At 45.8% G+C, this 24,183-nt stretch carries 24 protein-coding genes; 6 read left to right on the top strand and 18 right to left on the bottom strand.

Going from position 1 to position 24,183, the window contains the following annotated elements; genetic code table 11:
- Window positions 1–11 precede the first annotated feature (11 nt).
- From ICN23_RS07280 to ICN23_RS07235, 10 genes are all read right to left on the bottom strand, one after another.
- Window positions 12–2,990, bottom strand: a complete 2,979-nt coding sequence (locus ICN23_RS07280) for a formate dehydrogenase subunit alpha (RefSeq protein ID WP_216231529.1) — start codon at window positions 2,988–2,990, stop codon at window positions 12–14.
- A gap of 55 nt (window positions 2,991–3,045) precedes the next feature.
- Window positions 3,046–3,267: a hypothetical protein gene (locus ICN23_RS07275; RefSeq protein ID WP_216231528.1), complete on the bottom strand. Its 222-nt coding sequence runs from the start codon at window positions 3,265–3,267 to the stop codon at window positions 3,046–3,048.
- Between the two features lie 115 nt (window positions 3,268–3,382).
- Window positions 3,383–4,033: a molecular chaperone gene (locus ICN23_RS07270; protein ID WP_216231527.1), complete on the bottom strand. Its 651-nt coding sequence runs from the start codon at window positions 4,031–4,033 to the stop codon at window positions 3,383–3,385.
- Window positions 4,026–6,119, bottom strand: coding sequence for a 4Fe-4S binding protein (locus ICN23_RS07265; protein ID WP_216231526.1), 2,094 nt, complete (start codon window positions 6,117–6,119; stop codon window positions 4,026–4,028). The genes ICN23_RS07270 and ICN23_RS07265 overlap by 8 nt, the downstream gene beginning before the upstream one ends.
- Window positions 6,120–6,130: 11 nt before the next feature.
- Window positions 6,131–6,709: a DUF3306 domain-containing protein gene (locus tag ICN23_RS07260; RefSeq protein ID WP_216231525.1), complete on the bottom strand. Its 579-nt coding sequence runs from the start codon at window positions 6,707–6,709 to the stop codon at window positions 6,131–6,133.
- A complete protein-coding gene (locus tag ICN23_RS07255; protein ID WP_216231524.1) occupies window positions 6,709–7,242 on the bottom strand; it encodes a DUF3305 domain-containing protein in 534 nt (177 codons plus the stop codon). The genes ICN23_RS07260 and ICN23_RS07255 overlap by 1 nt, the downstream gene beginning before the upstream one ends.
- A gap of 14 nt (window positions 7,243–7,256) precedes the next feature.
- Window positions 7,257–8,345, bottom strand: a complete 1,089-nt coding sequence (gene apbC, locus ICN23_RS07250) for an iron-sulfur cluster carrier protein ApbC (protein WP_216231523.1) — start codon at window positions 8,343–8,345, stop codon at window positions 7,257–7,259.
- A gap of 129 nt (window positions 8,346–8,474) precedes the next feature.
- A complete protein-coding gene (locus tag ICN23_RS07245; protein WP_370624779.1) occupies window positions 8,475–9,416 on the bottom strand; it encodes an anion permease in 942 nt (313 codons plus the stop codon).
- Between the two features lie 80 nt (window positions 9,417–9,496).
- Window positions 9,497–10,144, bottom strand: coding sequence for a DUF47 domain-containing protein (locus ICN23_RS07240; RefSeq protein WP_216231521.1), 648 nt, complete (start codon window positions 10,142–10,144; stop codon window positions 9,497–9,499).
- Window positions 10,145–10,210: 66 nt separating this feature from the next.
- On the bottom strand, window positions 10,211–10,405 hold the full coding sequence (locus ICN23_RS07235; protein ID WP_216231520.1) for a heavy-metal-associated domain-containing protein: 195 nt from the start codon (window positions 10,403–10,405) through the stop codon (window positions 10,211–10,213).
- Between the two features lie 51 nt (window positions 10,406–10,456).
- Between ICN23_RS07235 and ICN23_RS07230 the strand changes: the two genes are divergently transcribed.
- Window positions 10,457–12,727, top strand: coding sequence for a cation-translocating P-type ATPase (locus ICN23_RS07230; RefSeq protein ID WP_216231519.1), 2,271 nt, complete (start codon window positions 10,457–10,459; stop codon window positions 12,725–12,727).
- A gap of 29 nt (window positions 12,728–12,756) precedes the next feature.
- Here the strand turns inward: ICN23_RS07230 and ICN23_RS07225 are convergent, their stop codons facing one another.
- Window positions 12,757–13,554, bottom strand: coding sequence for a DUF3047 domain-containing protein (locus tag ICN23_RS07225; protein WP_216231518.1), 798 nt, complete (start codon window positions 13,552–13,554; stop codon window positions 12,757–12,759).
- Window positions 13,555–13,601: 47 nt separating this feature from the next.
- Here ICN23_RS07225 and ICN23_RS07220 point away from each other — a divergent pair, with 47 nt between their 5' ends.
- The 5 genes from ICN23_RS07220 to ICN23_RS07200 are packed head-to-tail and all read left to right on the top strand — an operon-like array spanning window position 13,602 to window position 19,160.
- Window positions 13,602–15,098 carry a glycosyltransferase family 39 protein gene (locus ICN23_RS07220; protein WP_216231517.1) on the top strand — a complete coding sequence of 499 codons (1,497 nt, stop codon included), beginning with the start codon at window positions 13,602–13,604 and terminating at the stop codon, window positions 15,096–15,098.
- 49 nt (window positions 15,099–15,147) lie between these two features.
- Window positions 15,148–16,191, top strand: coding sequence for a lysylphosphatidylglycerol synthase transmembrane domain-containing protein (locus ICN23_RS07215; protein ID WP_216231516.1), 1,044 nt, complete (start codon window positions 15,148–15,150; stop codon window positions 16,189–16,191).
- Between the two features lie 18 nt (window positions 16,192–16,209).
- Window positions 16,210–17,469, top strand: coding sequence for a glycosyltransferase family 9 protein (locus ICN23_RS07210; RefSeq protein WP_216231515.1), 1,260 nt, complete (start codon window positions 16,210–16,212; stop codon window positions 17,467–17,469).
- A 5-nt stretch (window positions 17,470–17,474) separates the two neighbouring features.
- The gene (locus ICN23_RS07205; RefSeq protein WP_216231514.1) at window positions 17,475–18,260 is read left to right on the top strand and encodes a phosphatase PAP2 family protein; all 786 of its coding nucleotides are present in this window, start codon (window positions 17,475–17,477) and stop codon (window positions 18,258–18,260) included.
- Window positions 18,261–18,272: 12 nt separating this feature from the next.
- The gene (locus tag ICN23_RS07200; protein WP_216231513.1) at window positions 18,273–19,160 is read left to right on the top strand and encodes a 23S rRNA (adenine(2030)-N(6))-methyltransferase RlmJ; all 888 of its coding nucleotides are present in this window, start codon (window positions 18,273–18,275) and stop codon (window positions 19,158–19,160) included.
- Here the strand turns inward: ICN23_RS07200 and ICN23_RS07195 are convergent.
- The 7 genes from ICN23_RS07195 to ICN23_RS07165 all read right to left on the bottom strand — a co-directional run.
- The gene (locus ICN23_RS07195; RefSeq protein ID WP_216231512.1) at window positions 19,157–19,723 is read right to left on the bottom strand and encodes a heme-binding protein; all 567 of its coding nucleotides are present in this window, start codon (window positions 19,721–19,723) and stop codon (window positions 19,157–19,159) included. The genes ICN23_RS07200 and ICN23_RS07195 overlap by 4 nt on opposite strands.
- Before the next feature lie 77 nt (window positions 19,724–19,800).
- Window positions 19,801–20,745 carry an LD-carboxypeptidase gene (locus ICN23_RS07190; RefSeq protein WP_216231511.1) on the bottom strand — a complete coding sequence of 315 codons (945 nt, stop codon included), beginning with the start codon at window positions 20,743–20,745 and terminating at the stop codon, window positions 19,801–19,803.
- On the bottom strand, window positions 20,742–21,200 hold the full coding sequence (gene tadA / locus ICN23_RS07185) for a tRNA adenosine(34) deaminase TadA (protein ID WP_216231510.1): 459 nt from the start codon (window positions 21,198–21,200) through the stop codon (window positions 20,742–20,744). Before tadA ends, ICN23_RS07190 begins: the two co-directional genes overlap by 4 nt.
- Entirely contained in the window at window positions 21,201–21,665 is a 465-nt protein-coding gene (gene queD, locus ICN23_RS07180) for a 6-carboxytetrahydropterin synthase QueD (protein ID WP_216231509.1), read from the bottom strand.
- Window positions 21,666–21,700: 35 nt separating this feature from the next.
- Window positions 21,701–22,354, bottom strand: coding sequence for a 7-carboxy-7-deazaguanine synthase (gene queE, locus ICN23_RS07175; protein ID WP_216231508.1), 654 nt, complete (start codon window positions 22,352–22,354; stop codon window positions 21,701–21,703).
- A gap of 28 nt (window positions 22,355–22,382) precedes the next feature.
- On the bottom strand, window positions 22,383–23,090 hold the full coding sequence (locus ICN23_RS07170) for a hypothetical protein (protein ID WP_216231507.1): 708 nt from the start codon (window positions 23,088–23,090) through the stop codon (window positions 22,383–22,385).
- A gap of 9 nt (window positions 23,091–23,099) precedes the next feature.
- The coding region (locus tag ICN23_RS07165) for a radical SAM protein (RefSeq protein WP_216231506.1) at window positions 23,100–24,183 on the bottom strand (1,084 nt) is incomplete at its 5' end.

Raw genomic sequence — 24,183 nt, 5'->3', positions numbered from 1 at the left:
TATTTTTTAACTTAGGCAAATTTTTCGATTTGGCACATAGTGGTTTTGGTCTCTTGCATCATCGTCACCTGGTCGTAACCGTAGGTTGTTGCAGTATTGACCGCCTCACCAAGAACCACTGGAGCTGCGCCTTCTGGGTAGTACTTGCGCAAGTCATTGCCTTGCCACCAACCAGCAAAGTGGAATGGCACAAACGCAGTTCCTTGATCTACACGCTCAGTCACCAATGCACGAACCTTAATCTTGGCACCTGTTGGAGACTTAACCCAAACGTAATCCCAGTTCTTAATACCGCGATCTGCTGCAGCCTTTGGATTGATCTCCACAAAGTTTTCTTGTTGAAGTTCAGCTAACCATGGGTTTGAACGAGTCTCATCACCACCACCCTCGTACTCAACCAAACGACCAGAAGTCAGAATGATTGGGAACTTCTCATATAGCTTCTGATTCAAGTTTTGATCTTGAACAGTCTTATAGAGAGTTGGCAAGCGCCAGAAGTTCTTCTTATCCGCAGAAGTTGGATACTTACGCATCATCTTCTCGTTAGTACTGTAGAGGGCTTCACGGTGAATTGGAACTGCATCTGGGAAGTTCCAAACTACTGCGCGTGCTTTTGCGTTACCAAATGGATGGCAACCGTTTTTCATTACCACGCGCTGGATGCCGCCAGACAAGTCAGTCTTCCAGTTCTTGCCTTCAGCAAGCTTCTTCTCATCTTCAGTTAACTGATCCCACCAACCAAGCTTCTTCACAAATACGTGGTCGAACTCTGGGTAACCAGTAGTGATTGCAGAGCCCTTAGAGCAAGAACCATCTCCAGCCAGTAAGCTCACGCCTTCACGCTCAACACCAAAGTTGGCGCGGAAGTTACCGCCGCCTTCCATCACACTCTTACTGGTGTCATAGAGATTAGGTGAACCTGGGTGTTTGATTGCGGCAGTGCCGTAGCAAGGCCAAGGCAAGCCGTAGTAATCGCCTGTAGTGTCGTAACCAGTAACCGGGTCTACACCACCACGAGACTTCAGAGTCTTCGGATCAAACGTTGCAACCATTCTCATGTGCGCTTTAAGACGCTCAGGAGTTTGGCCTGTGTAACCAATCGTCCAAACGGAGCGATTGATCTCACGCAAGATGTCTTCAATTTGCGGCTCTTTCCATTGCTTACCAGCAAATTTGGAGTTGAGCATTTTGTAGTTCTTGGACAACTCTTGACCAAAGCCAAGGCGATCAGCAAATGCTTGCATGATCACGTGGTCAGGAACTGACTCAAACAATGGGTCGATAACCTTCTCGCGCCACTGTAAGGAACGATTAGATGCCGTCGCACTTCCACAAGTTTCAAACTGAGTTGTAGCTGGCAATAAATACACATTACGGTTTTTATTAACAGCATCACCTTCAGCAGCCGGCATTGCTGCCATTGCTGCAGTAGCACTTGGGTAAGGATCAACTACAACCAATAAATCTAACTTATTCATCGCACGCTTCATATCTAAGCCGCGTGTTTGTGAGTTAGGCGCGTGACCCCAGAAGAACAACCCTTTAACGTTAGTCTGCTGATCGATCATGTCGTTGTTTTCAAGAACGGCATCAACCCAACGAGAAACGGTAGTACCGGATTTCTCCATCATGTCAGGTGCGTAGCGACCCTTGATCCACTCGTAATCAACACCCCAAACTGTTGCGTAGTGCTTCCATGAACCAGCAGCCAAGCCATAGTAGCCAGGCAATGAATCTGGGTTAGGACCTACGTCAGTTGCACCCTGAACGTTATCGTGACCGCGGAAAATATTTGTACCGCCGCCTGATTTACCAACGTTACCTAATGCCAATTGCAAGATGCATGATGCACGAACCATGGAGTTACCAATGGTGTGCTGTGTTTGGCCCATACACCAAACAACAGTGCTTGGACGGTTCTTAGCCATAGTTTCTGCAGCTTTGTACATTTGAGCTTCTGGTACGCCACAAGCCTCTTCAACTGCAGCAGGAGTCCACTTCTCCATAACCTCTTTACGAATCTCTTCCATGCCGTAAACGCGGTCATTGATGTACTTCTTGTCTTCCCAACCATTTTTAAAGATGTGATACAGAAGTCCGAACAAGAAAGGAATGTCTGTGCCAGAGCGAATGCGAATGTATTGATCTGACTTCGCTGCTGTACGTGTGTAACGTGGGTCAACCACGATCACTTTGCAACCATTCTCTTTAGCGTGCAACAAGCTCAACATGGAAACAGGGTGAGCTTCTGCTGCATTTGAACCAATGTACAAAGCAGCCTTCGAGTTCATCATGTCGTTATAGCTATTGGTCATCGCACCATAGCCCCAAGTGTTTGCAACACCGGCAACTGTTGTGGAGTGACAGATACGAGCCTGATGGTCTGTATTGTTAGTGCCAAAGAAAGAGACCCACTTACGGAGTAAGTAGGCCTGTTCGTTGTTGTGCTTGGATGATCCGATAAAGAACATTGCATCAGGAGAATATTTCTCACGGATGCTCTTCATCTGCGCAGTAATTTCTGTAAGCGCTTGATCCCAAGAGATACGTTGATACTTTCCGTCAACCAACTTCATTGGGTAACGCAAACGATAGTCACCGTGACCGTGCTCACGCAATGAGGCGCCTTTTGCACAATACGCACCCATATTGATTGGTGAATCAAATACGGAGTCCTGACGAACCCACACACCATTCTCAACAGTAGCGTCTGTAGCGCAACCTACTGAACAGTGAGTACAGATGGTGCGCTTAACTTCAATCTTGCCCTTGCCATCCAGCATTGCTTTGCTAGGTTCAGCAACTGCTTTTTGCACCATGGTCAATTGGCTAGCAGCGATACCGGCTCCAACTCCAACGCCTGAACGCTTTAAGAAAGTTCGACGGTCCATTGTTGGAACTGCTGCCTTCAAACCACGAGATAGGCTACCTATCAAATGAGATGAAGAGCGGCTGCTTTGTGGGGTATTTGATTTACGAGTCAGACTCATATGGTGTCCCTGAGAAAGTTTTTTTATTTATTGAATAACCAACTAGATCTAATACTTAAAGCTTTGTAGTTTCGTAATACTTGCGCATGTGTGCAGTGATTTGCTGACCATCATGATTGGGCTTTACTGTGCTGCCAATTTCTTGCATCACCGCTTTACCAACTGAAGTTTGAGAAGCCACTGCAACAGCGCCAACAGTGGCACCTGCGCCAATAAAAAACTTACGGCGTGATGGTTTGTTTTCTTCGCTTAAAGCAACATTTGATTTAGTGCTCATGGCTTGCTCCTAATTGGTTTTTATTGATTTCGATCAAGTGTAATTGGTAATTGCATTTTTCGCATATTGTCATATCGAATTACATATAAGGCTTACCCTCTATTGCGCTGCAACATTAAATCATGTCAAAGCCTTGTCCCTCAATAGCTAGGAATTCCCTGGTTAGCGCGGCAACCGGGTGATACAAATGCATCTCTGGAATGCCTTCTATTGCATCGCACAATTCGTCATACCAAGGGCGAATATGCTCATTAAAAAAAACCCTTTGGTTTGTAAGGTTGGAGATTTCAACATCATCCCCAGCTATGAGGTATCGCATCACTTCGCAAAGCGCTGAAATGTGGTCTTCTGTTTCAGTGATCTCTTCCGCAGCCTCAAGCCCAAACTCCTGCAGAGCTCTGCGGATATTGACCAAAGGCTTCTCATTTAAGTGGCCAGCCATATAAAAAGAGCCGTTCAACACCACATTAGGCTTGCCAACGCTAATGAAATTCAAGTCAAACTCGTCGTGCCAGGCCTTGGCAGGATTATTTTTAGCAACCTCAACAACATCCATCCAGACTTTTGCCAAAGGCGCCTCATCAGCAGCGTCATGCTGCTCTGCTGTGGCTGCAATTTGATCTAGCAACTCTTGATCTGGCGGCAACTGAAACAAGCGAGCAATCAGGCCATATAAATCCGCTCTTGCCAAATCCTCAGGCAGGCCAACGTCCCCCACTTCAGCCGTCAAATTTTCTTTTGCAACTTCTTTAGCTGTTTCACTCATGTTCTTTTTTCACCATATCTACCACTCGACAATCACTACACATCTTCAATCGATCCATTGCTGCTCCAGCAAAAGCGCCATGCGCGCCCAACTTGGTGAGCATCAAGTCAACCATCTTGAGTGTTCCGAAAACTTTGCCACAACTAATGCAATGAAAAGGCTGGGTTTCATTGAGCGTTACTCTTTGTTTACGTTGCTCTACAGTCTGCAAACGAGGAGCAAGAGTTAATGCATGCTCTGGACAGGTTTGCGCACAAATTCCGCATTGAACGCACTGCTTCTCAATAAAGGAAAGTATGGGCTCATCAGGATTATCTAAAAGCGCACCTTCAGGGCAGCTGCTTACACAAGACATACACAAGGTGCAAGCATCCTTGTTAATTGTTAGTCCACCTAATAATGAGGACTTAGGAAGCGCCACGCCTGCTTCAGGTAAAGGTGTCTTAGCTTGCTTTTGCAGATGCTCTAAAACCGCCTCAAGTGTTTCTCGCTTCTGATTCGACAAGCCCATGGTGGCGGGAGTACAAATTGGATTTAGAGAGCCGCGTTGACGTAATGCTCCCATTGCTTTCGATACGGTCGATAAATCATCAGTAGAACTTGCCAATACCAACTGAATGCGCTCATCAAACCCATACGCTTTCAGAATACTATTCGCCAATTCTGCCTGCCCTTCAAGAGCGGCACGGTATGCAGGATCTTCATCCCCACTTAGCAACAAAATGACTTCAGCAAAACCATAGGACAAGGCGCCAAGCCACAAGTCCAAACCAGTTGAGGCAATATGTTCAATGCCATAAGGAATAACAAATGCTGGCAGACCTTCGTACTGTTTGGGCATGATGTGCGAGGATCTGCCCAAGCCATCAATCATTTGAGTGCCAGCTTTTAAAGTGTGCAACAGCAAACTAGGTGCCATAGCTTGGTTGATCTTTTTGGCTTCAGCTGTAAATACATTCGCTATTGTTTTTAACTCTTTCCCCTGATGAGAAACACTAGGGTAGTTGTAACTCATTGCGCCCGATGGGCAAGAGGTGGCACAGGCTCCGCAGCCCATACACAGATTTGGATTAACCTCGACCGAGCCCTGGCCATTTTTGAAGATGGAACCAATAGCGCCGGTTGAGCAAACATCAATACAAGCACTACAACCTACTTTGCCATTGCGACCATGCGCGCAAATCTTTTCGTTGTAAGTAAAGTATTTTGGCTTCTCAAACTCGCCCACCATCTCAGTTAATTGATTAACTGCGAGCGCTTGATCGAGAGGATCATTGCCAGGGGCAAAGTAGCCTTGCGGGGTTTGACTCATGCGCATTTTTGGATCAGTACGTAAATCCAAAATCAAATCAAATTCAGAATTACGCTTTCGCTCTTTTCGATCAAATGAGATAGCGCCAATACCAGCGCAGGCAGTAACGCAAGCACGGTGAGACTTACATTTATTCAAATCAATCTGGAAGGAGAGATCAATAGCGCCTTCAGGGCAAACTTCGACACAAGCACCGCAGCGAGTACACATCTCGGGATCAATTGGATTTTGCAAATCCCAGTCCACTGAAAAGTTGCCGAGGTATCCGTCTAACTTCGTAACAGCACCGGTGTAGATTGGATAACTTCTGTTGAGCGGCAAATCACCAGGCTCAGTACACAGAACGGAAACATCTAAAGCGGAGCTTAATTTTTCTGCCCATGGAATTGCTTGAGATCCTGCGCCAACAATCAACAACCTGCCCTGGCTCTCATAATTCACCACCGGAACTGGATCAGCTTCAGGCATATCAGCTAAAGCCAGTAGTGCAGCAATCTTGGGTCCCGATGCTTTTGCTTCTTGCGTCCACCCGGCAACTTCACGGATATTTACAAAACGCAGTGGGGCAACTAGAGGCTTCTCAGCTTGATCAGCCAACTCACCAAAAAGTGCAGCCTCTTGTGTGCATGCCACCACTACAGAATCTGAGCCCTCTAGGGCTTTCAAAAATGATCCGACCTCTTGTCTACATAAAGCAGTGTGCATCGGCACACCAAGTGCTTTTGCATCCAAGGGCATGGTGCTATTACAGTTACAGACTAATTTTTGACTCATGCGCTATCTTCTTAAGTTTTTTTCTGTTCAGGCTCAGTCGAGGCATCTTTAGGGACCTCGTCCAACTGGGTGGAGAGATTTGGTTGTTTGGATGTTAAATCACTTTGCTTTTGTGCATCCAAGGCGCTAGCCTCCAACTCAGGATTAGAGGCTTGAATCTCGGTTTGTCGAGAATCTGCGGTTACCTCTTTAGCAGGATCTTCGGGAGACTTGCTGAAAAGATTCAACATATCGCTCTGCACCATTCTTTCAAGCATTCCTGGCGGTAGTGGATCTGGTTTGCTGTAATCATCAATGTAGATATCTAACCCATCCATGATGTTGAAATGGGGGTCTGTGAACATTTTCTTTAAGGCAGCCTGCTGAACAGAGGGGTCAACATCTGGCTTCATGAAGGCAGAAAAATCGGGATCAAACCGATCAATCTTCGCAACATCATCCAATGTGGGCAACGGTGGTGCCTCATCTTCAATCTTCTCAGTTGACGGAACTGGAGATGACTCCTTAGGCGCTTCGACTTTCTTCTCTGCAGGATCCGCCTCTAAACCCGCCTTACGCTTAGACCAACGACCGAGAAACCCGTCAGCCATTATTCCTCCGCTGGGCGTTGTGCACCCTTAAATGATGCAGGCTTATGACGCTTTTTAGGCTCTGGATGATACTTATCATTTACATACTCTTGTAACCAAGACGCATGCTGCTCACTCATGGGAACGGTATCAACTGATTCTCCACCGTCAAGCAAGCGAGCGGCTTCGTTATAGCTAACGCAAATTCGATGTGGCACAGCGAATGATGATTCCGCCTTTGCTAACTCGAGAGATTGCTCGTCAACATATCGCTCAATATCTTCCTCAAGACGCCACATCACAAACCAACTTGGGGTTGTGGCAGAAACATTGAGATAGTAACCCTCTGACTCATCAGGGAAAAGGTCAAGTTCGTAGCCCGTAAATAACCAAGACTCTCCCTCGGCATCGCGCCCGAGAAACTGTCCTGAAATGGCATTACTTTGATTGCTATTAAATTGCCCCAAATCAGGCACCACCTCTTGAGGTACCCAACGGTAAGAAACCCATGGGTTATCCATATTTTGTTTACGCATCAATACAGCAAAGCGCATAAATGTTCAGTGCCTTAGGTATTTTGAACAACAATGTTCGGAAATTTACTACTCATATCTTTGGATAGAGTAGCAACACGAATGGCAACCTGTCTAGCAATGCCTTTATAAATCGCACTAATTGCGCCGTCAGGATCCGCAACCACTGTAGGACGCCCTGCATCTGCCTGCTCTCGTATGGATAGATTCAAAGGTAAATCACCCAAGAAGTCCACTCCATACTCTTTGCACATCTTTTGGCCACCGCCAGTACCGAATACATGCTCTTCGTGTCCGCATTTTGTACAAACATAAGTACTCATGTTTTCGATGATGCCGATGATAGGCACGCCTACCTTTTCAAACATCTTCAGACCTTTGCGGGCATCTAACAACGCAATGTCTTGGGGTGTAGTAACAATCACTGAGCCAGTAACAGGCACTTTTTGCGCCAGAGTCAATTGAATATCACCAGTACCCGGTGGCATATCCACAATTAAATAGTCCAAATCACGCCAGCGGGTTTGACGAAGCAGTTGCTCGAGAGCAGAAGTCACCATTGGGCCACGCCAGACCATTGGGGCATCATCATCAATCAAAAAGCCAATTGAACTTGCCTGCAAGCCATAAGCCTCCATTGGCTCAATCGTATTCTCTTCAAGAGAGTCTGGTCTACCAGTAATACCCAACATCATTGGCTGACTTGGGCCGTAAATATCTGCATCCAAAATGCCAACCTGCGCACCCTCGGCAGCTAGCGCCAAAGCCAAGTTCACCGCTGTTGTCGATTTACCAACACCACCCTTACCACTGGCAACCGCAATAATATTTTTTACACCAGGCAATAGCTTGACGCCACGTTGCACTGCATGCGCAACAATTTGACTAGAAATATTAACGCTGACATTTTTAACGCCAGACAATTCGCGCAGGGCATTAATAACTGATTTACGAATCGAATCAAGCTGACTCTTCGCAGGATAGCCTAGTACGATATCCAAAGAAATATCACCATCTTCTACGCGGAGATTTTTAACGTTTTTAGCGGTAACGAAATCAACCTTAGTATTGGGATCAACTAAGCTTTTGAGTGCTGCTTGTACTAACTCTGGTGTAACCGACACAACCTTCTCCTAATATAAATAAACCTAGAATGGGATTCTAGGTTTTGGTATTTTTCTTATTTAGCGCTAGCTTACTCGTAGCTGCAAATATTTGCTTAAATGGGCGTCAGCCATCATTAAGCAAGTACTCTAGAAAATGAGCAGACTCAGATAATAGACCGCCATGGACATGAGCGCAGTTGCTGGAATGGTGAAGATCCACGCCCAGACGATGTTTCCGGCAACTCCCCAGCGAACTGCACTAGCCCTTTGGGTTGAGCCAACACCCACAATAGCCCCAGTAATCGTATGGGTAGTGGAAACTGGGATACCGATAGCCGTTGCTGCAAATAAAGTAATTGCGCCACCAGTTTCAGCACAGAAACCGCCAACCGGCTTAAGCTTGGTGAGCTTCTGTCCCATGGTTTTGACAATTCTCCAGCCACCAAACATCGTGCCCGCAGCAATAGCGATGTAACAAGAAATAATTGTCCATGTCGGTGGCATCTTTGCACTAGCTTCAGCGTAACCAGTGATGATGAGCAAAAGCCAAATAATACCAATGGTTTTTTGGGCGTCATTACCGCCATGACCCAAACTATAAGCACTTGCAGAAACCAATTGCAGGCGACGGAACCAACGATCTGTTTTGGCTAGATTTGCATTTCGGCAAACCCACGCAACTATCAACATCATTAGAGAGCCGAGCAAGAAGCCAACAAATGGTGAAATGAAGATGAAAGAAACAGTTTTAATGATTCCCGACCAAACCAAGCCATCCGTACCTGCTTTTGGCAATGCAGCACCAACTAAGCCACCGATTAAGGCATGAGAGGAACTTGATGGAATGCCGTAATACCAAGTAATCACGTTCCAGACAATTGCACCCACTAACGCGCCAAAGATGACATGTAAGTCAACTGCCGCAGGATGAACAATTCCCTTTCCCACTGTGGCAGCAACGCTCAAATGAAAAATGAAGATCGCCAGAAAATTAAAGAAGGCTGCAAAGACTACTGCTTGCTGTGGCTTTAAAACGCCCGTCGAGACCACCGTCGCAATGGAGTTAGCAGCATCATGAAAACCATTCATGAAATCAAATGCAAGTGCTAACGCCACTAAAAGCGCTACAACCCAAAAGGCTACTTCTATCGCTGGCAACTTAATTCGCCTTAAGAGTTTTCAAGAACGATGCCTTCAACCAAGTTGGCAACGTCTTCACATTTGTCGGTAACTTCCTCAAGCAGCTCATAAATGCGCTGGCACTTAATAAGCTCGCGCACTTCGATGTCTTCACGGAATAATCTGGTAATCGCAGTAGATAAAAGGCGATCAGCCCCAGACTCTAGATGATCAATTTCATCGCAGGTCTTCAAAGCAGCTTTCGCCACCTCTGGATCAGAGATATCTTTTAATGTAGCAACAGCATTCTTCATGCTGATGCAGCACTGATTGCAAAGCTCCGCCATTTGAATCATTTCTGGCGTCATTTGCTTTACGTTATACAAATGCATTGCTTCTGTACCGTTTTGCAACAAGTCCGCAACGTCATCCATCGTATTGATGAGTGAGAAAATTTGATCGCGATCGATTGGAGTGATAAACGTTTTGTGCAATCGACGATGTACTTCTTTAACAACGTCGTCGCAAGCATGCTCGGCTTTATCAACGTCTTGTGTATATTTCGCGCGCAATGCTTCATCGCCGTAATGCTCGACGAATTTTAAGAAAGATTCGGAGGCGGAAACGATATTGCTAGCGTGCTCGTTGAAAAGCTCGAAGAAATTACCATCGTGAGGCATTAACTTACTGAAGAACATAAATCACGATCCTTTAGGAACAAAAACTACGGGTTTTGTTAGGTTTACTGACATTCTAAACAATTGCTATTTGGCCACTGGAAAGCCGGCGTCTGTTATAAGCTGACTGGCCTGCGCTTCAGATAATGTCGTTTCTAGGTTGACCGTCTGACTTGCCAAGTCGGCCTGAACTTTGGCTTGAGGGTCCCGAGCCAGGACGGCTCTCGTTACTGCGTTAATACATCCCCCACAAGTCATCCCGGATACTTTTAAAGTCAACATATAGGCCCTTTTGATGTAAATGTGGCTTGCATGCAGTAGATTATCTTCTATATGAGCCTCCAAATAGACACTAAATCAGAGCTATTTACTCTGGATATCGGCGGGATGACCTGCGCCTCCTGTGTAGGCAGAGTTGAGAAAGCTTTGGACAAAATACCCGGCGTAGAGGCTGCCAGTGTGAATTTGGCAACGGAACAGGCCAAGGTACGCTTAAAAGCAGATTCTGGGCTTAATGCGGACGACCTTATCGCCACAGTCCAAAAAACAGGCTATGAAGCAAAAATCAGTAGTCCTCATCAAATTTCAGAAACGGCACCCTCTAAGCTGTTTTGGGGAGCGAATGGTTTAGGGCGCGTATTGCTGGGTTTCGCCCTCTCCGCCCCACTTTTTCTCCCAATGTTCCTGATGCCTTTTGGCATTCATTGGGCACCCTCACCAAAGTGGCAACTTCTGCTTGCCACCCCTGTGCAATTTTTTCTAGGATGGCGTTTTTATAAAGCAGGTTTCAAATCCCTCATGTCAGGTGTTGGCAATATGGATTTGTTGGTAGCGCTCGGCACAAGCGCAGCATACGGCCTCAGTATTTATCAAATGATCGCTTCACCTCATGCGAGTCACGAGCTTTACTTTGAAGGATCGGCAGTCATCATCTGCATGGTCTTACTAGGCAAATGGTTAGAGGCCAGAGCTAAGCAACAAACTAGTGAAGCAATTCGTGCATTACAAAAGTTGTGGCCAGAGCACGCCAAAGTCATTGAACGAGATATTGTCATCACCGAGAACTCCGCCTTAGACCAATTTCATGATCTACCCTTAGATCAGGTATTTCCGAAGGACCGTATCTTGGTTCTGCCCGGCGAGCGCATACCAGTGGACGGCATCATCCTACTGGGCAATAGTCACATTGATGAATCGCTGCTCACTGGAGAAAGTGATTCAGTCAAAAAACGCATAGGAGAAAATGTTATTGGCGGCTCACTCAATGGCGAAGGTGTCTTAGTCATTGAGGCTCAAGCGGTGGGCGTTGAGAGCGTGCTTTCGAAAATTATCTCCCTGGTCGAAGATGCGCAAACCCAAAAGGCGCCAATACAAAAATTAATGGATCAAGTGAGCGCTATTTTTGTTCCTAGCGTGATCGTGATTGCAATCATCACGGGTTTGGCAAACTGGCTTTATTTAGACTCAGCATCTATTGCTATATTGAGAGCAGTCTCTGTACTCGTGATTGCCTGTCCATGCGCACTCGGACTTGCAACGCCAGCGGCCATCATGGCAGGGACTGGGGTAGCAGCGCGTTTTGGAATTTTAATTAAAGATCCTCAAGTTTTGGAATTGGCACATCGCTTGAATGTTGTGGCGTTTGATAAAACCGGGACACTCACCGTTGGTAAGCCTAGACTACTGAAAGTCATTTCTTTTAGCAGATCATTTTCTGAGAATGACATTCTGGCAACAGCTGCAGGCCTTCAACTTGGTAGTGAGCACCCTCTTGCAAAAGCCCTCCTAGACGCCGCCAAACAAAATGGTTTGACACTGATAACGCCGACCGATAGCAAAGCATTGCCGGGTATTGGTATTAGCGGCAAACCTAGTGCTGGCGCTCTTGCTGGGCAAAGCCTCGCCCTACAAAGCATTGCGTCCCTAGAGAGCAACCCCCATCATGCCGAAATACTAGAAAAGGCCCAGTCTTGTTTTGAGGCCGGTCAAACCGTTTCAGTCTTAATGAATAATGAGGCGAACTCATTGCCAATTGCAATCTTCTCCTTTGGGGATGAGCTCAAGGAAAATTCTCGGGAGGCAATTAAATCACTAAGCAAGCTGGATATACTTACTGTGATGCTTTCTGGTGACAATATTGCTGCGGCCAATCGTGCTGCAAAAAATATTGGCATTGCAGAAGTGTTTGCACAAATTATGCCTAGTGATAAAGCAAACATTATTCGTCAACTTCAAACCAAGAATGGTCAGCGACAATTTGTTGCCATGGTAGGAGATGGCGTAAATGATGCACCTGCCTTAGCTAGCGCTGATGTAGGTATGGCAATGTCTACTGGCACTGATGTAGCAATGCAAGCGGCTGGCATTACCTTAATGCGAGGGGATCCTATATTGGTAGCCAATGCGATCGATATATCCAAGCGAACTTGGAAAAAAATTCAGCAAAATTTATTCTGGGCTTTTATCTTTAATGTCACTGGCATCCCCTTGGCTGCTCTGGGCTATCTCTCGCCGATGCTGGCTGGCAGTGCTATGGCACTGTCTAGCTTTTGCGTTCTGAGCAACGCACTTTTACTAAAACGCTGGCGCCCTACCCATTGCTAAGTAAAAGCATTTTTACTGCTTTACTTGGTTTATTTTGGACTCTTGCGAATTAATTCGATATCACCATAAAACGCTCGCGTCTCTGACTTGGTATTATCTGTATCCGTTAGCAAAGCGATGCCAATGACTTCACCAGGCGCTTCGCCGTAAGCCCGCTTATAGTCTGCCGCCAAATCACGTTGGTGTTTATGCCACTGACCTAAGTTATCCCAGCCAGAATCCACCACAATCATTTTGATACGAGATGTATGGGCATTCGTAATGATGGTATCAACGGGTGACTTGCCAGACCAGATGTACATCAGTGTGGCATAAGGCATCTCTTGACCACTAATGAGGTTGGCCATTTCAAAAGTCATTTTTTCTTTTAAGGGTAATTTGGATTTATTGCCATCAAATGCAACCAAAATACGTAACGGCGCATCGTCGGTATGACCATCGACATTATCTGCATTGACGATAGGCTTTAGCGCCTTCCACTCCCACTGCAAAAGTAAATTACCTGCCTGACGGGGGCGTAACTTCACCGCCAATCCAGATGCAGAGGTTTTTGAATTCGCGCTTAGCACTGTTTTACCTTGATAGTTTTCAAGGCGATATACCGTGTTCTTTTTAAATGGCGCTATACGATAAAAATTCCACCCGCTTGGCATGCCATCGCGAGCTGTCTCGGCAGAAAATTTAGGCAACTCCTCTTGAGCCGGCAGCAAATCTGCATTAAATGGTTGGCCGGCTTCGTTTTGCACCGAATCGCCGCTCAAACCAGCACAACCGCCCAAAAAAAGGATCGTACAGAGGATCAAAAATAAAGGGGCTGACTTTGACATACTTCAATTGTCCCAAAGAATGAGACTTGTGAGTCTAAAATCATCTGATGCGTCATCAATCACCCTCAAGCTGGGCCTTCATCTGCGTCTTTATTGCCGCGTTGGTGCATTTAGCCCTGGGTTTTTCTATTGAGTTCTCAGTAGATGAAGCTCACTACGCTTTGTATGCCCAACACTTGGCTTGGAGCTATTTCGATCATCCACCATTGGTAGGTTGGATCCAATGGCCTTTGGTGGCCGTGACATCTTCAGAAGGGATTATTCGATTAATTCCAGAATTACTGTGGGCTATCTCTTGTTTCTTGGTGTATCGAGTCACCATTGAACTGCATCACCTGATTCAAGGACGTAACGCTGGTTATCTGACGAACGCACTGCCATCGGCAAATTTATGCGGACTGATGGCCGTATTAACTATTGTCGCTGCACCCATGTTGCATATTCTGGCGATTGGCTTATTGCCAGACACTCTTCTTACCCCTTTAAGTCTCGGCTTAATGTTGATGGCTCTTCGTTGGTTAAGAAAAGATCAATTTAGTACAGGTGATTGGATTCTGACTGGAATCCTATTGGGCTTAGCAGGGCTAAGTAAATATACCGCCGCTTTTACTGCGTTCGCATTACTCTTTGTATTTCTTAGCTCACCCAAAAAATCTTGGCTAACAAAACCGGGCTTCTGGCTAGCTGCATTAACCGCTTTGCTACTCATTACTCCAGTCCTATATTGGAATTGGGTTAACGATTGGATTTCATTCAAATATCAACTAGCGCATGGTGGTGGTGGTGAGTGGCTGTTGCGCAGGCTAGCAGCCTATTTTGGCGTTCAAATTCTGGTCTTTGGCCCTCTATTGATTCTGGGTTTCATTATTTTCTTAAAAGACTGCATCCATGGGGCAAAGATTTCTCTGTTTGCACTTATAGGATTCTTTTTTATTCCTTTTGCAATCTTTACTAGCCTATCCGGGGGTGGCGGTCTACCTCACTGGACTTCGCCCGCATGGTTTTGTCTTGCGCCATTCGCTGGCATTGGTTTAGCAAAAGCATGGGCAATGCAACATCGCAACTGGATTCGTATTTTATTTTTGATACAGATCGCACTATGTTGCATCGGCTTTGCCTATGTCTTATCCGGGGGCATTAGCAATGCATCGATTAAATCCAATCCCATTGCAGATTTATATGGTTGGAAAGTAGCCGGGCAAAAAGCAGCCGAACTAGCCAAAGCGACTAAAGCGGAGGGTATTGCCGTTCAAAATTGGACTCTAGGTAGTCGCGCTGCTTGGTATGCATCTCCGACCCCGGTATTTGTTTTAGATCAGAGACGGGATCAATTTGATCTCTGGTTTGGAGAAATCCCGCCAGGAGGGAGCGCCCTGCTCATTAACTGGTCAGGTATGCCCCACTCCATACCAGTCGGCAATAAGTCGGCTTTTGAGACATGCGAACCATTGGATAGCCTAGAAATTGAGCGTTTTGGACGAGTTTTATCCAAATTCGACTTTAGCCTTTGTAGGAATTGGCAGGGACCCGGTCGCTCAGAGTAATTCCCCCAAATTCAAGACCTTAGGCCTCCAAGGCATTATCCTTACGCTTATGAGTTCACAGACCCAGCCCACTCCTAAAACCCAATCGGGCTGGAAAACCATCCTCAAGCGCGCTTGGCCCACTATTCGGGTCCTTCTATCTATTGCACTACTTTGGAAGGCAACCAGCGGAATTGACTGGCACTCACTATTTGATACCCAGATTCAGATGCAGCCCCTTTGGTTTATAGCAGCACTAGTGAGCATGATGAGTGCCTTCATCTGCGGCGGCTATCGTTGGGGATTATTTATGCAGGCCGTTGGATTTCCACGCCGCATCCGCTCCTATATCGGCCTCTACTTTGCCGGTGGCCTCATTAACCAAGGATTACCAAGCACATTAGGCGGCGATAGCTATCGCGCTATTACTGCAACTCACTTAACCAATACTGGCAACCTATCTGAAACCAAAGAGTTGGATGAGGAGCTTCATCATTCAGTAGATCTTGAGCATGCGACACCAAAGTTGCGCTTAAGTTTTGCAATGGTTTTGGTTGATCGTCTTTTGGGTTTGGCAGGTAATAACTTACTCGGTGCCATTGGGTTAATTCTAGGCGGTGCCACATTGGCGGCTTGGGGTCAGGACTTAGGCTATGCAGTTATGGCGGTGATGCTGTTGGCAGGCGTAGCTATTGCACTTATCTTGGCTTGGGGACCAAGCAAGCAGCTATTACAAAAATTCTTAGATCGCTTCAATATGAATAATGCAATGCCTGGAATTCAGTTAGCCTTTGCTTGGCCTAACAATATTGCCCAAGCAGGTTTAGCTATTGGCATTCACTTTCTTACAATCTTAACGCTGCTCTTTTGCCTCAAGGCTTACGGCGTTAACGCTCCTATTGAAGGGCTCATGATTGGCTTGCCTGCACTTAGCTTGCTACTCATGTTGCCGATCAGCATTTCTGGATGGGGATTGCGTGAAGCCACCCTCTCCTCAGTCTTGGCCCTCTGGGGTGTCAACCCCTCCTTAACAGTTCTAGCTTCCATAAGTTATGGGGCAATTACTGTTTTGTCAGTTCTGCCTGGCGCCTATTTTTTACTAAAACGAAAATAATTTTTTTAGAGCAAAACTATGACTATTAGCGTCAACACTATGCGCGCCATTGATCATTGGGTCGGCGTACCCCTATGTGCAATTGTGAGTCCAGTTATTGCTTTGCTTGATGGCGTAAAAAATATATTTAATCGCGGACCAGAGACTCCAAAAAAATTACTCTTTATTGAGTTATCAGAAATGGGTAGTGCGATTTTGGTCGACCCAGCAATGCGTAATGCGCAGGCGCGTGGAGCAGAAATCTTTTTCTTGATTTTCAAAAGTAATCGCGCCAGCCTCACATTACTTAATACCGTAAAGCCAGAAAATATCTTTACTATTGACTCATCCAGCTTGGGTGGCTTAATTAAAGACACCCTACTCTTTCTGATGCTTGCTCGCAAACACCGCATCGATACCGTCATTGACCTAGAGCTGTTTTCGCGCTTTACAGCCCTTTTAACTGGCATGTGTGGTGCACGGCGTCGTGTGGGTTATCACATCTTTCACGGCGAGGGGTTATGGCGTGGCTTCATGCTCACCCGCAAAGTGCATTACAACCCGCACATTCACATTACTAAGAATTTTCTTTCTTTGATTCATGCTGCTTTTGCCCAGAAGATTGAAGTTCCTTTTAGCAAGATTGAAATTCCAGATTCTGAAGTTCGCTTAGAGCAAGCCATCATCAACCCAAGCGCTCTAGAAAAAGTGCGTGAGCGAATTGAGAAATTAGCTAAAGAAGAAAATATCAGCTACACCCCCGGAAAAAATCGTCTGATTTTGATCAACCCTAATGCAAGCGATCTTTTGCCGCAACGCCGCTGGGCTCAGCAACGTTTTTCTGAGTTAATTCAAGCGATCCACCAAGAATATCCAAATGATCTGATTCTGATCACAGGCTCACCCGCTGAGTTTGCCTATGTAGAGAAAGTTCGTGTTGTTGCAAATATTAAGAATGCGCTGAACTTTGCTGGGCAAGTCAGCTTCGCAGAATTACCACCCCTTTATACCCTGTCCGATGTAATGGTGACTAACGATTCTGGTCCTGGTCATTTCTCAGCAGTAACGCCATTAAGAACGGTTGTTCTCTTTGGACCTGAAACTCCAGCACTCTACGGATCGGTTGGCAATTCTATTGCTATCACTGCAAACCTTGCATGCTCTCCTTGTGTGAGCGCTGCCAATCACCGTAAAACACCTTGTCACGACAATGTCTGCATGCAAGCCATTACAGTCCCACAAGTTTTAGACAAAGTCATCAAGCAATTGCAGGATGCCGATCAAGCGAAGGCCCGTTAAGCTGGATGAGTAAAAAGGCTATACCTGGATTTGCTTGGTTTATCCCGCTAGCTCCGCTCGCGCTTGCATTCATTCTCTACTTTGGCGATCTACAAAGCAGTAGTTTTTTATTCATCAATCAATTTACCCAGCAGTTGCCAGACACACTTTGGACTTGGCTTACTTTTTTAGGTAATGGTTGGGGCGTATTTGCAATCGCATTTCCACTCTTACTTTTGGCACCAAGAATCTTAACTGCAGGTATTTTTGCTGGTACCATAGCGGCGCTATCAAGCGCTGCATTAAAAGGCCTATTTAATCTACCAAGGCCTGCAAGCATTCTGAACGAGGGAAGTTTTTATCGTATCGGTGAAGCACTACTTCATAGAGCCTTCCCTTCTGGTCATACGCTAACCGCATTTGCGATTGCAAGCGCTTTCTATTTTTCAGCAAGTAAAGAGAAGAGAACACCGCTTCTACTTTTATTTGCTCTTGCTGCATTGGTTGGGCTATCGCGCAATGCAGTTGGTGCCCACTGGCTCACCGACGTTTTGGGTGGAGCGGGATTTGGTATTTGGTGCGGCATGATTGGAGCCTTACTAGCCAATCAATTCCCGGAGAGTCAACTGGGTCCCAAAAAGATATGGGCTCATCTGATTGCGCTTGGTGGTGTTATCGCAATCTATTCTCACCTCACTCAAATAATGGATCACGAATTAAACCAACCGCTGCAATATGCTTCTGTCGCTATCATCGTGATTACGCTTGTGATGTATGGCAAAGCACAATTTACTCAAGCGCGCCCACTGTGAGTCTATCCAGATATGTTTAGCTATAGACATGCATTCCATGCTGGAAGTCATGCAGACATTCTTAAGCATCTGACGCTAATTCATTTAGTTGATTATTTGCAAGAAAAGCCGGGTGCACTCACAATTGTCGATACGCACGCCGGCGCAGGTATTTACAGCCTGCAGGATGGCTTCTCAACGGTAAGCAAAGAAGCGGATGGCGGAATCTTTCGCCTCGCTCAATATGTCGAAACATGTAAACATGCGAATAGCCCGATACCCGAAAGCATCCTCGAGTATTTAAAGCATATCGAGGCTGAAAATACTGACGGTCAATTAAGGTCCTACCCAGGATCCCCTTTTATATTAGCTGGCTTGTTACGCCCACAAGACCGTCTTAAGCTATTTGAATTGCACCCAAAAGAGATTGATATTCTGCGTCACAACATAGGTGAGCTAAAGCAATCAAAGCAGATTGATATTTATGCCGAGGATAGCTTTGCCAGACTCAAGGGTTTGCTACCGCCACCAAGTAGACGAGGTCTAGTATTAATCGATCCATCCTATGAAGATAAACAAGATTATCGATATCTTGAGACCGCCATGGAAGAAGCATTGCAACGCTTTGCCACAGGCTGCTATGCAATCTGGTATCCCGTTATCTCCAGAAGAGAATCCATTGCTCTGCCTGATCGCCTGAAAAAAATTGCTGCAAGCCATAAGCGCTCTTGGCTCCATACTGAATTACGCGTTGAAAATGCTCCCGGTGAGCGACGTCTTCAGTCGAGCGGTATGTTTATTATTAATCCGCCGTGGACCCTTGAAAAACACTTAGCAGCTGCCTTGCCCACCTTAACAAAAGCTTTAGGCATTAATGGTGGCGGTCAGTTTGTACTTAAGAGTTTTGAGGCAAAGAACTAGTCACGTAGACTAATCATGACCTCGTTGCGGCGCATAAATGGCAAAGTCCAAGGTGGGTTGTAACGAGCAAAATTTGGCGTGCCAGTACCCTGTAAATTTTTAGACTTCATCCACTGCTCCAATTCCAGAGTTTTCTCAGCGACTTTTTGATCGTTATAGAACCCAGTAAAGCTGATGACTGCTTTTTTAATTGCAGGAACTTGACGTAATTGCACCAGCGGATTGATTGGCTTAGGTATAGTTTCCATAGTGTATTCAGCCGGCATCACAAAAGACACTACCCACTTGCCAGCATTTGACTCAATCCCCACTGGGGCAGTCATAGCAATCTTTGCATTCTTTGCCGATTGATCTTGCACTGTTACCGGCGCAGTCATAGCGATCTTTTCACTCACTTGATTTTGGCCAAATATATAGGCCGCAATCAAGCGAAAGCCTTGACTAGATGCGCCATCCAAATCACCCTCAACCTGAACCTCGGCCACAATCATTGGCGCATAAGATCGAATTTCAAAAGGGGATTCTTTCTCGAGAACAGTATATTTTGGCTCTTCAGTTGCCATAACTGCTCCTGTAAAGGTAAATGCAATGAGAAGGAAGATGCCTCTGATACAGGGGCGCTTCAAGAGGTGACTAATCGTTACCACTGCGCCTTAAGCTCAAATCCATTTGAATTGAAATTTAAGCTAGCTGTAGCGCCAATAGGCAGAGTCAATTTATTTGCTTGGTGCCCAAATGGCAGCCCGGTCAATATAGGAATCTCTTTTGGCAAGCGTTTGCGAACTACTTCGATAGCGCGCTCAAGTGAATAACCCCTGTCGTTATCGTATAGACGATAAGCGGAAAAACCGCCCAATAAGATGGCGCTTTGATTTGAAAGAACACCTGCATCTAGAAGTTGCATCATCATTCTCTCAAGCCGATAAGGATGCTCATTCACATCCTCTAGAAACAAGATACCGCCCTGCGTTTGCTTGGCATCAGGGAGATATGAAGTGCCGACCAAACCAGCGATCACAGTCAAATTACCTCCCCACAATAATCCTGTGAGGGAGCCAGTATTGGCTTTACCCAAAAAGGATTGCGGGATTAAAACCTGGCAGTCGAGTTTGCGATTTTGAATAGCGCTCTGAAAATGCTCCCACATAAATGCATCTGGCACCACTGGAGCGCCATCATCGCCAAGACGTCCAAAATCATAGTTGAGCATTGGGCCAGCCAAAGTAATGGCACCTGTTTTTGCCAGCAAAGCCAACTGAAATACCGTGAAATCACTATGGCCACAAACTTGTAAACCATTTTGAATTGCCTTAGCAATAGCACTCCACTCTATATCTGGAAGCAAGCGGTGCAAACCGTATCCCCCGCGCATAGCCATCACTAGGGTTTTTGAATCTAATTGAGCAATCTGATTAATCTCAGCAAGACGCGCTTCATCGCTGCCAGCAAAGCGCTCGTAGACTCGATGTACGCAATCTGCATTTTGGACATCAATACTTTGCCCCTCTAACCAGTCAATGCCAGCCAAAGGACTTTTGCTATCTAAACTTGCTCCAGATGGAGCAATCAGGTGAATGGATTTCAACGTCGTCCCTTAAAAAAATCACGTAACAACTGACCACACTCTTCACCCATGATGCCACCTTCGACGCTAGTCTGGTGATTAATCTGCTTAGAAGCAAATAAATCCAAGACGCTGCCTGCGGCACCTGTCTTAGGGTCTGGGGCGCCAAATACTACACGATCAATCCTAGCATGAAGCATCGCTCCAGAGCACATCGCACATGGTTCTAGAGTGACATATAAAGTGCTGCCAGGAATACGATAATTCCCTTCAGAAAGCGCAGCCTCTCTCAAGGCCAACATTTCTGCATGTGCACTGGGATCATGATTTGCAATAGGTTTATTAAAGGCTTTGGAAATGACTTGGCCATCTTTAACCAAGACAGCCCCGACAGGAACCTCGCCTGATTGCGCAGCCAACTGAGCTTGCTCAATTGCCATACGCATATATTGCTGGTCAAGCTCAGCTTGCATCATTTACACAGAGTGGACATCAGCCCAGCAATTAGGCGTCTCATAAAGTCGAACAGAAGAGAGTTCCAGGCGACCACCAAAGGCTTTATTAAAGACTGGTTGCAGTATTGCGAAAGCAGCATTTGCCAAATTTTCTACAGTCGGAACGTGATCCATGATGACTGTCTTGTGATTGGGCAAAGTAGCCAAAAACGCCACCAAACCTTCATCCTCCTTGGCGACCAGAAAAGCATGGTCCCAAAGATCAACAACATACTGATTAGTTAAGCGCTTGATATCACCAAAATCAAGCACCATCCCATCATCAGCTTTACCTGGATGATCTGCCACTTCACCCGCCAGAGTGACTTCAATCGCATAACGATGACCATGCAGATGGCGGCATTGACCATCATGGTTTGGAATGCGATGTCCTGAGTCAAACTCGAGGCGACGGGTAATGGAGATGGGAGGCTGTTTATTTGTCATTAGGTACTTAATTATCCTGTTTGAGCTTGGCCAAATTACCGAATCCCGATCAGCTTATGAGACTGCAGACTCAATCGCCATAAGGGACGCTTTTGACACAAGCTTACTGCTAATTCTGTATTGCTTTTAAGGTTTTGGCCATCCATAGGCTGTAAGAAACGATTTCGATAATCCATCTTCTCAAAGCGAGCCATGAGTTTTTCTAACTCTAGATTATCTTGCTGAGGAATTACCAGCTTTAACTCATCTGCTTGCAAAACAATTAATTCGGATCCAGCCTTAGGACTGACGCAAACCCAATCAACCCCTTTAGGAATTTTAATAGTCCCATTTGTTTCTATTGCAACTTCAAAACCTTTGCGATGAAGGGCTGCGATTAGCTCATCATCCAATTGCAGCAGAGGCTCACCGCCAGTAAAAACAACATAACGCTGCTGAGGTCCAGCAGAGGTACTGCGCCATGAAGACTCAATAGCATCTGCAAGTGCATTGGCCGTTTCAAACTTACCGCCACCAATACCATCACTACCCACAAAATCGGTATCGCAAAACTGGCAAATAGCTGTGGCACGATCTTCTTCACGCCCACTCCAAAGATTGCACCCAGCAAATCGGCAAAATACTGCCGCCCTACCAGCGTGGGCGCCTTCACCCTGAAGGGTGGGAAATAGTTCTTTTACGGTATACATAGCAATTAGACTATTTTAAGCGCTTTGCTTATTTCCAGGAGATTAACTCCCACTCCAAGTAATCTTCCCAGTAAGCATTCGCCCAATAAACGCCTGGCGTAATGTAACGCCCATAGCTCCTACGTATCACCCAGCGACCAACTTCTGGCGAGAGCCAAAGCAAATCCTCACGGTAATTTGCTACTCTAAAAACATCCTGACTTTCAAAGTAAGGCATCTCATTTTGATATTTCAGGGTCAAAAATTCACCCGCCGTAACTGAAATACGTTCCCATTGATAGGAATTGACATTTACCCCCCAATAGAAGCTGCCGTCTGGATGACCCAGGACCTGATACCGGGTTCTGTAAAAGCCATTCCAATTGGCTTTTAATTGTTCGGGCCATATAGGAATTGCAGAAGTAAATTTTTGTGGCGGACTCCAGTGTGGATCCTGAATCACAAATCCCCAAGGAGATTGGATTTCATCTGGTAAGGGGCCTGCTTTGATGCCGACTCTAGAAATTCGAATTTGCTCTCCAACTGAAACTACTTTTTCAGTAACCGTATCCACTATCTCCTGGTTAAAAACATTACGCACTCGATATACCCATTCTTGCCCTACTTTTGGAGCGCGAATGGAAGGAGTGGGAGTGGGCTGAGCCTCAACGACTCCATTTGGAAATGGCTGAGAGGAGATACATCCCGTCAATAGGACGGACATGATTAAGTAAACAATATGGCGGGCAGTCATCATGTCGTCAGCTTATCGATATAAAGCATTCTCTATAAAATTATGGGCAACCGTCGTCTTTGGGATGGCCATTCCTAAACCATCAAACCAAGAGTGTGCTTTAAGCTCAAAACCCACTCCATGCATATAGTTATAAATAGCCTTTTTCAATCCTTGACCCAAGGCATCATGGTCAACGCCAGTTGGATCAATAAAGGCAACATCATTCTTGGCAAAAGTAATTTCTGGCAACGGCACTAATTCAATTCCATACTCTTGTGGATTTAAACCCACAGGAGAATGAACGGTGCAGATAAAGCGGTGAAAAAATCCACTTTGAATACAGCCACTCTCAAATAACTGCCTTACATATTCCAAAGCATCTACCGTTTCTTGTACGGTTTGAGTTGGAAAGCCATACATTAGATAAGCATGCACCAAGATGCCCGCATCTGAAAAACCTTTGGTAACCTGGGCCACTTGCTCAACGGATACACCCTTTTTCATCAGGTTTAACAATCTGTCAGAGGCAACCTCTAAGCCGCCTGACATCGCTATACAACCACTTTGGGCTAGAAGTTCAGCTAATTGCGGAGTAAAAGTTTTTTCAAAGCGAATATTGCCCCACCAAGAAATGACCACCTTACGACGAATCAACTCCTCAGCTAGGGCTTTTAATGCCTTAGGTGGAGCTGCCTCATCCACAAAATGAAATCCCGTTTGACCGGTCTCAGCAACGATCTGCTCAATACGATCCACCAATAAGCTGGCTGAAGCAGTTTCATAACGAGAAATGTAATCGAGCGAAACATCGCAAAAGCTACATTTTTTCCAATAGCAGCCGTGAGCAACAGTAAGCTTATTCCAACGACCATCACTCCATAAGCGATGCATTGGATTAAGCATGTCCAAAAGTGATAAATACGAATCTAGAGGTAACCCATCCCAAGTAGCTGTGCCAACCTCTTCAAATGGAATGTCAGGCTCCTGCCAATTAAGATATTGGACTTGATTCTCTGCATTGCGAATAAAAGTGCGTACCAATCTCTCTGTGGAGCGCTTACCCTGCAAATGTTCTAGCAAAGCAAGCAAGGGCCTTTCCCCAGAATCGAGCGTA

It is taken from the genome of Polynucleobacter sp. MWH-Jannik1A5 (assembly GCF_018881795.1).
In the GTDB taxonomy this organism is placed as follows: Bacteria; Pseudomonadota; Gammaproteobacteria; order Burkholderiales; family Burkholderiaceae; genus Polynucleobacter.
This window is presented reverse-complemented; position numbering and strand designations above follow the sequence as displayed.

Excerpts from the sequence above, each read along its gene's own strand:
- queD (WP_216231509.1), bottom strand. The coding sequence starts at position 21,665 with ATGACAAATAAACAGCCTCCCATCTCCATTACCCGTCGCCTCGAGTTT.
- ICN23_RS07225 (WP_216231518.1), bottom strand. The coding sequence starts at position 13,554 with ATGTCAAAGTCAGCCCCTTTATTTTTGATCCTCTGTACGATCCTTTTT.
- tadA (WP_216231510.1), bottom strand. The coding sequence starts at position 21,200 with ATGATGCAAGCTGAGCTTGACCAGCAATATATGCGTATGGCAATTGAG.
- ICN23_RS07270 (WP_216231527.1), bottom strand. The coding sequence starts at position 4,033 with ATGAGTGAAACAGCTAAAGAAGTTGCAAAAGAAAATTTGACGGCTGAA.
- ICN23_RS07265 (WP_216231526.1), bottom strand. The coding sequence starts at position 6,119 with ATGAGTCAAAAATTAGTCTGTAACTGTAATAGCACCATGCCCTTGGAT.
- ICN23_RS07240 (WP_216231521.1), bottom strand. The coding sequence starts at position 10,144 with ATGTTCTTCAGTAAGTTAATGCCTCACGATGGTAATTTCTTCGAGCTT.
- ICN23_RS07215 (WP_216231516.1), top strand. The coding sequence starts at position 15,148 with ATGAGTTCACAGACCCAGCCCACTCCTAAAACCCAATCGGGCTGGAAA.
- ICN23_RS07255 (WP_216231524.1), bottom strand. The coding sequence starts at position 7,242 with ATGCGCTTTGCTGTATTGATGCGTAAACAAAATATGGATAACCCATGG.
- ICN23_RS07195 (WP_216231512.1), bottom strand. The coding sequence starts at position 19,723 with ATGGCAACTGAAGAGCCAAAATATACTGTTCTCGAGAAAGAATCCCCT.
- ICN23_RS07275 (WP_216231528.1), bottom strand. The coding sequence starts at position 3,267 with ATGAGCACTAAATCAAATGTTGCTTTAAGCGAAGAAAACAAACCATCA.
- ICN23_RS07170 (WP_216231507.1), bottom strand. The coding sequence starts at position 23,090 with ATGATGACTGCCCGCCATATTGTTTACTTAATCATGTCCGTCCTATTG.
- ICN23_RS07210 (WP_216231515.1), top strand. The coding sequence starts at position 16,210 with ATGACTATTAGCGTCAACACTATGCGCGCCATTGATCATTGGGTCGGC.
- queE (WP_216231508.1), bottom strand. The coding sequence starts at position 22,354 with ATGTATACCGTAAAAGAACTATTTCCCACCCTTCAGGGTGAAGGCGCC.
- ICN23_RS07205 (WP_216231514.1), top strand. The coding sequence starts at position 17,475 with ATGAGTAAAAAGGCTATACCTGGATTTGCTTGGTTTATCCCGCTAGCT.
- ICN23_RS07220 (WP_216231517.1), top strand. The coding sequence starts at position 13,602 with ATGCGTCATCAATCACCCTCAAGCTGGGCCTTCATCTGCGTCTTTATT.
- ICN23_RS07235 (WP_216231520.1), bottom strand. The coding sequence starts at position 10,405 with ATGTTGACTTTAAAAGTATCCGGGATGACTTGTGGGGGATGTATTAAC.
- ICN23_RS07260 (WP_216231525.1), bottom strand. The coding sequence starts at position 6,709 with ATGGCTGACGGGTTTCTCGGTCGTTGGTCTAAGCGTAAGGCGGGTTTA.
- ICN23_RS07230 (WP_216231519.1), top strand. The coding sequence starts at position 10,457 with ATGAGCCTCCAAATAGACACTAAATCAGAGCTATTTACTCTGGATATC.
- ICN23_RS07200 (WP_216231513.1), top strand. The coding sequence starts at position 18,273 with ATGTTTAGCTATAGACATGCATTCCATGCTGGAAGTCATGCAGACATT.
- ICN23_RS07245 (WP_370624779.1), bottom strand. The coding sequence starts at position 9,416 with ATGAATGGTTTTCATGATGCTGCTAACTCCATTGCGACGGTGGTCTCG.
- ICN23_RS07280 (WP_216231529.1), bottom strand. The coding sequence starts at position 2,990 with ATGAGTCTGACTCGTAAATCAAATACCCCACAAAGCAGCCGCTCTTCA.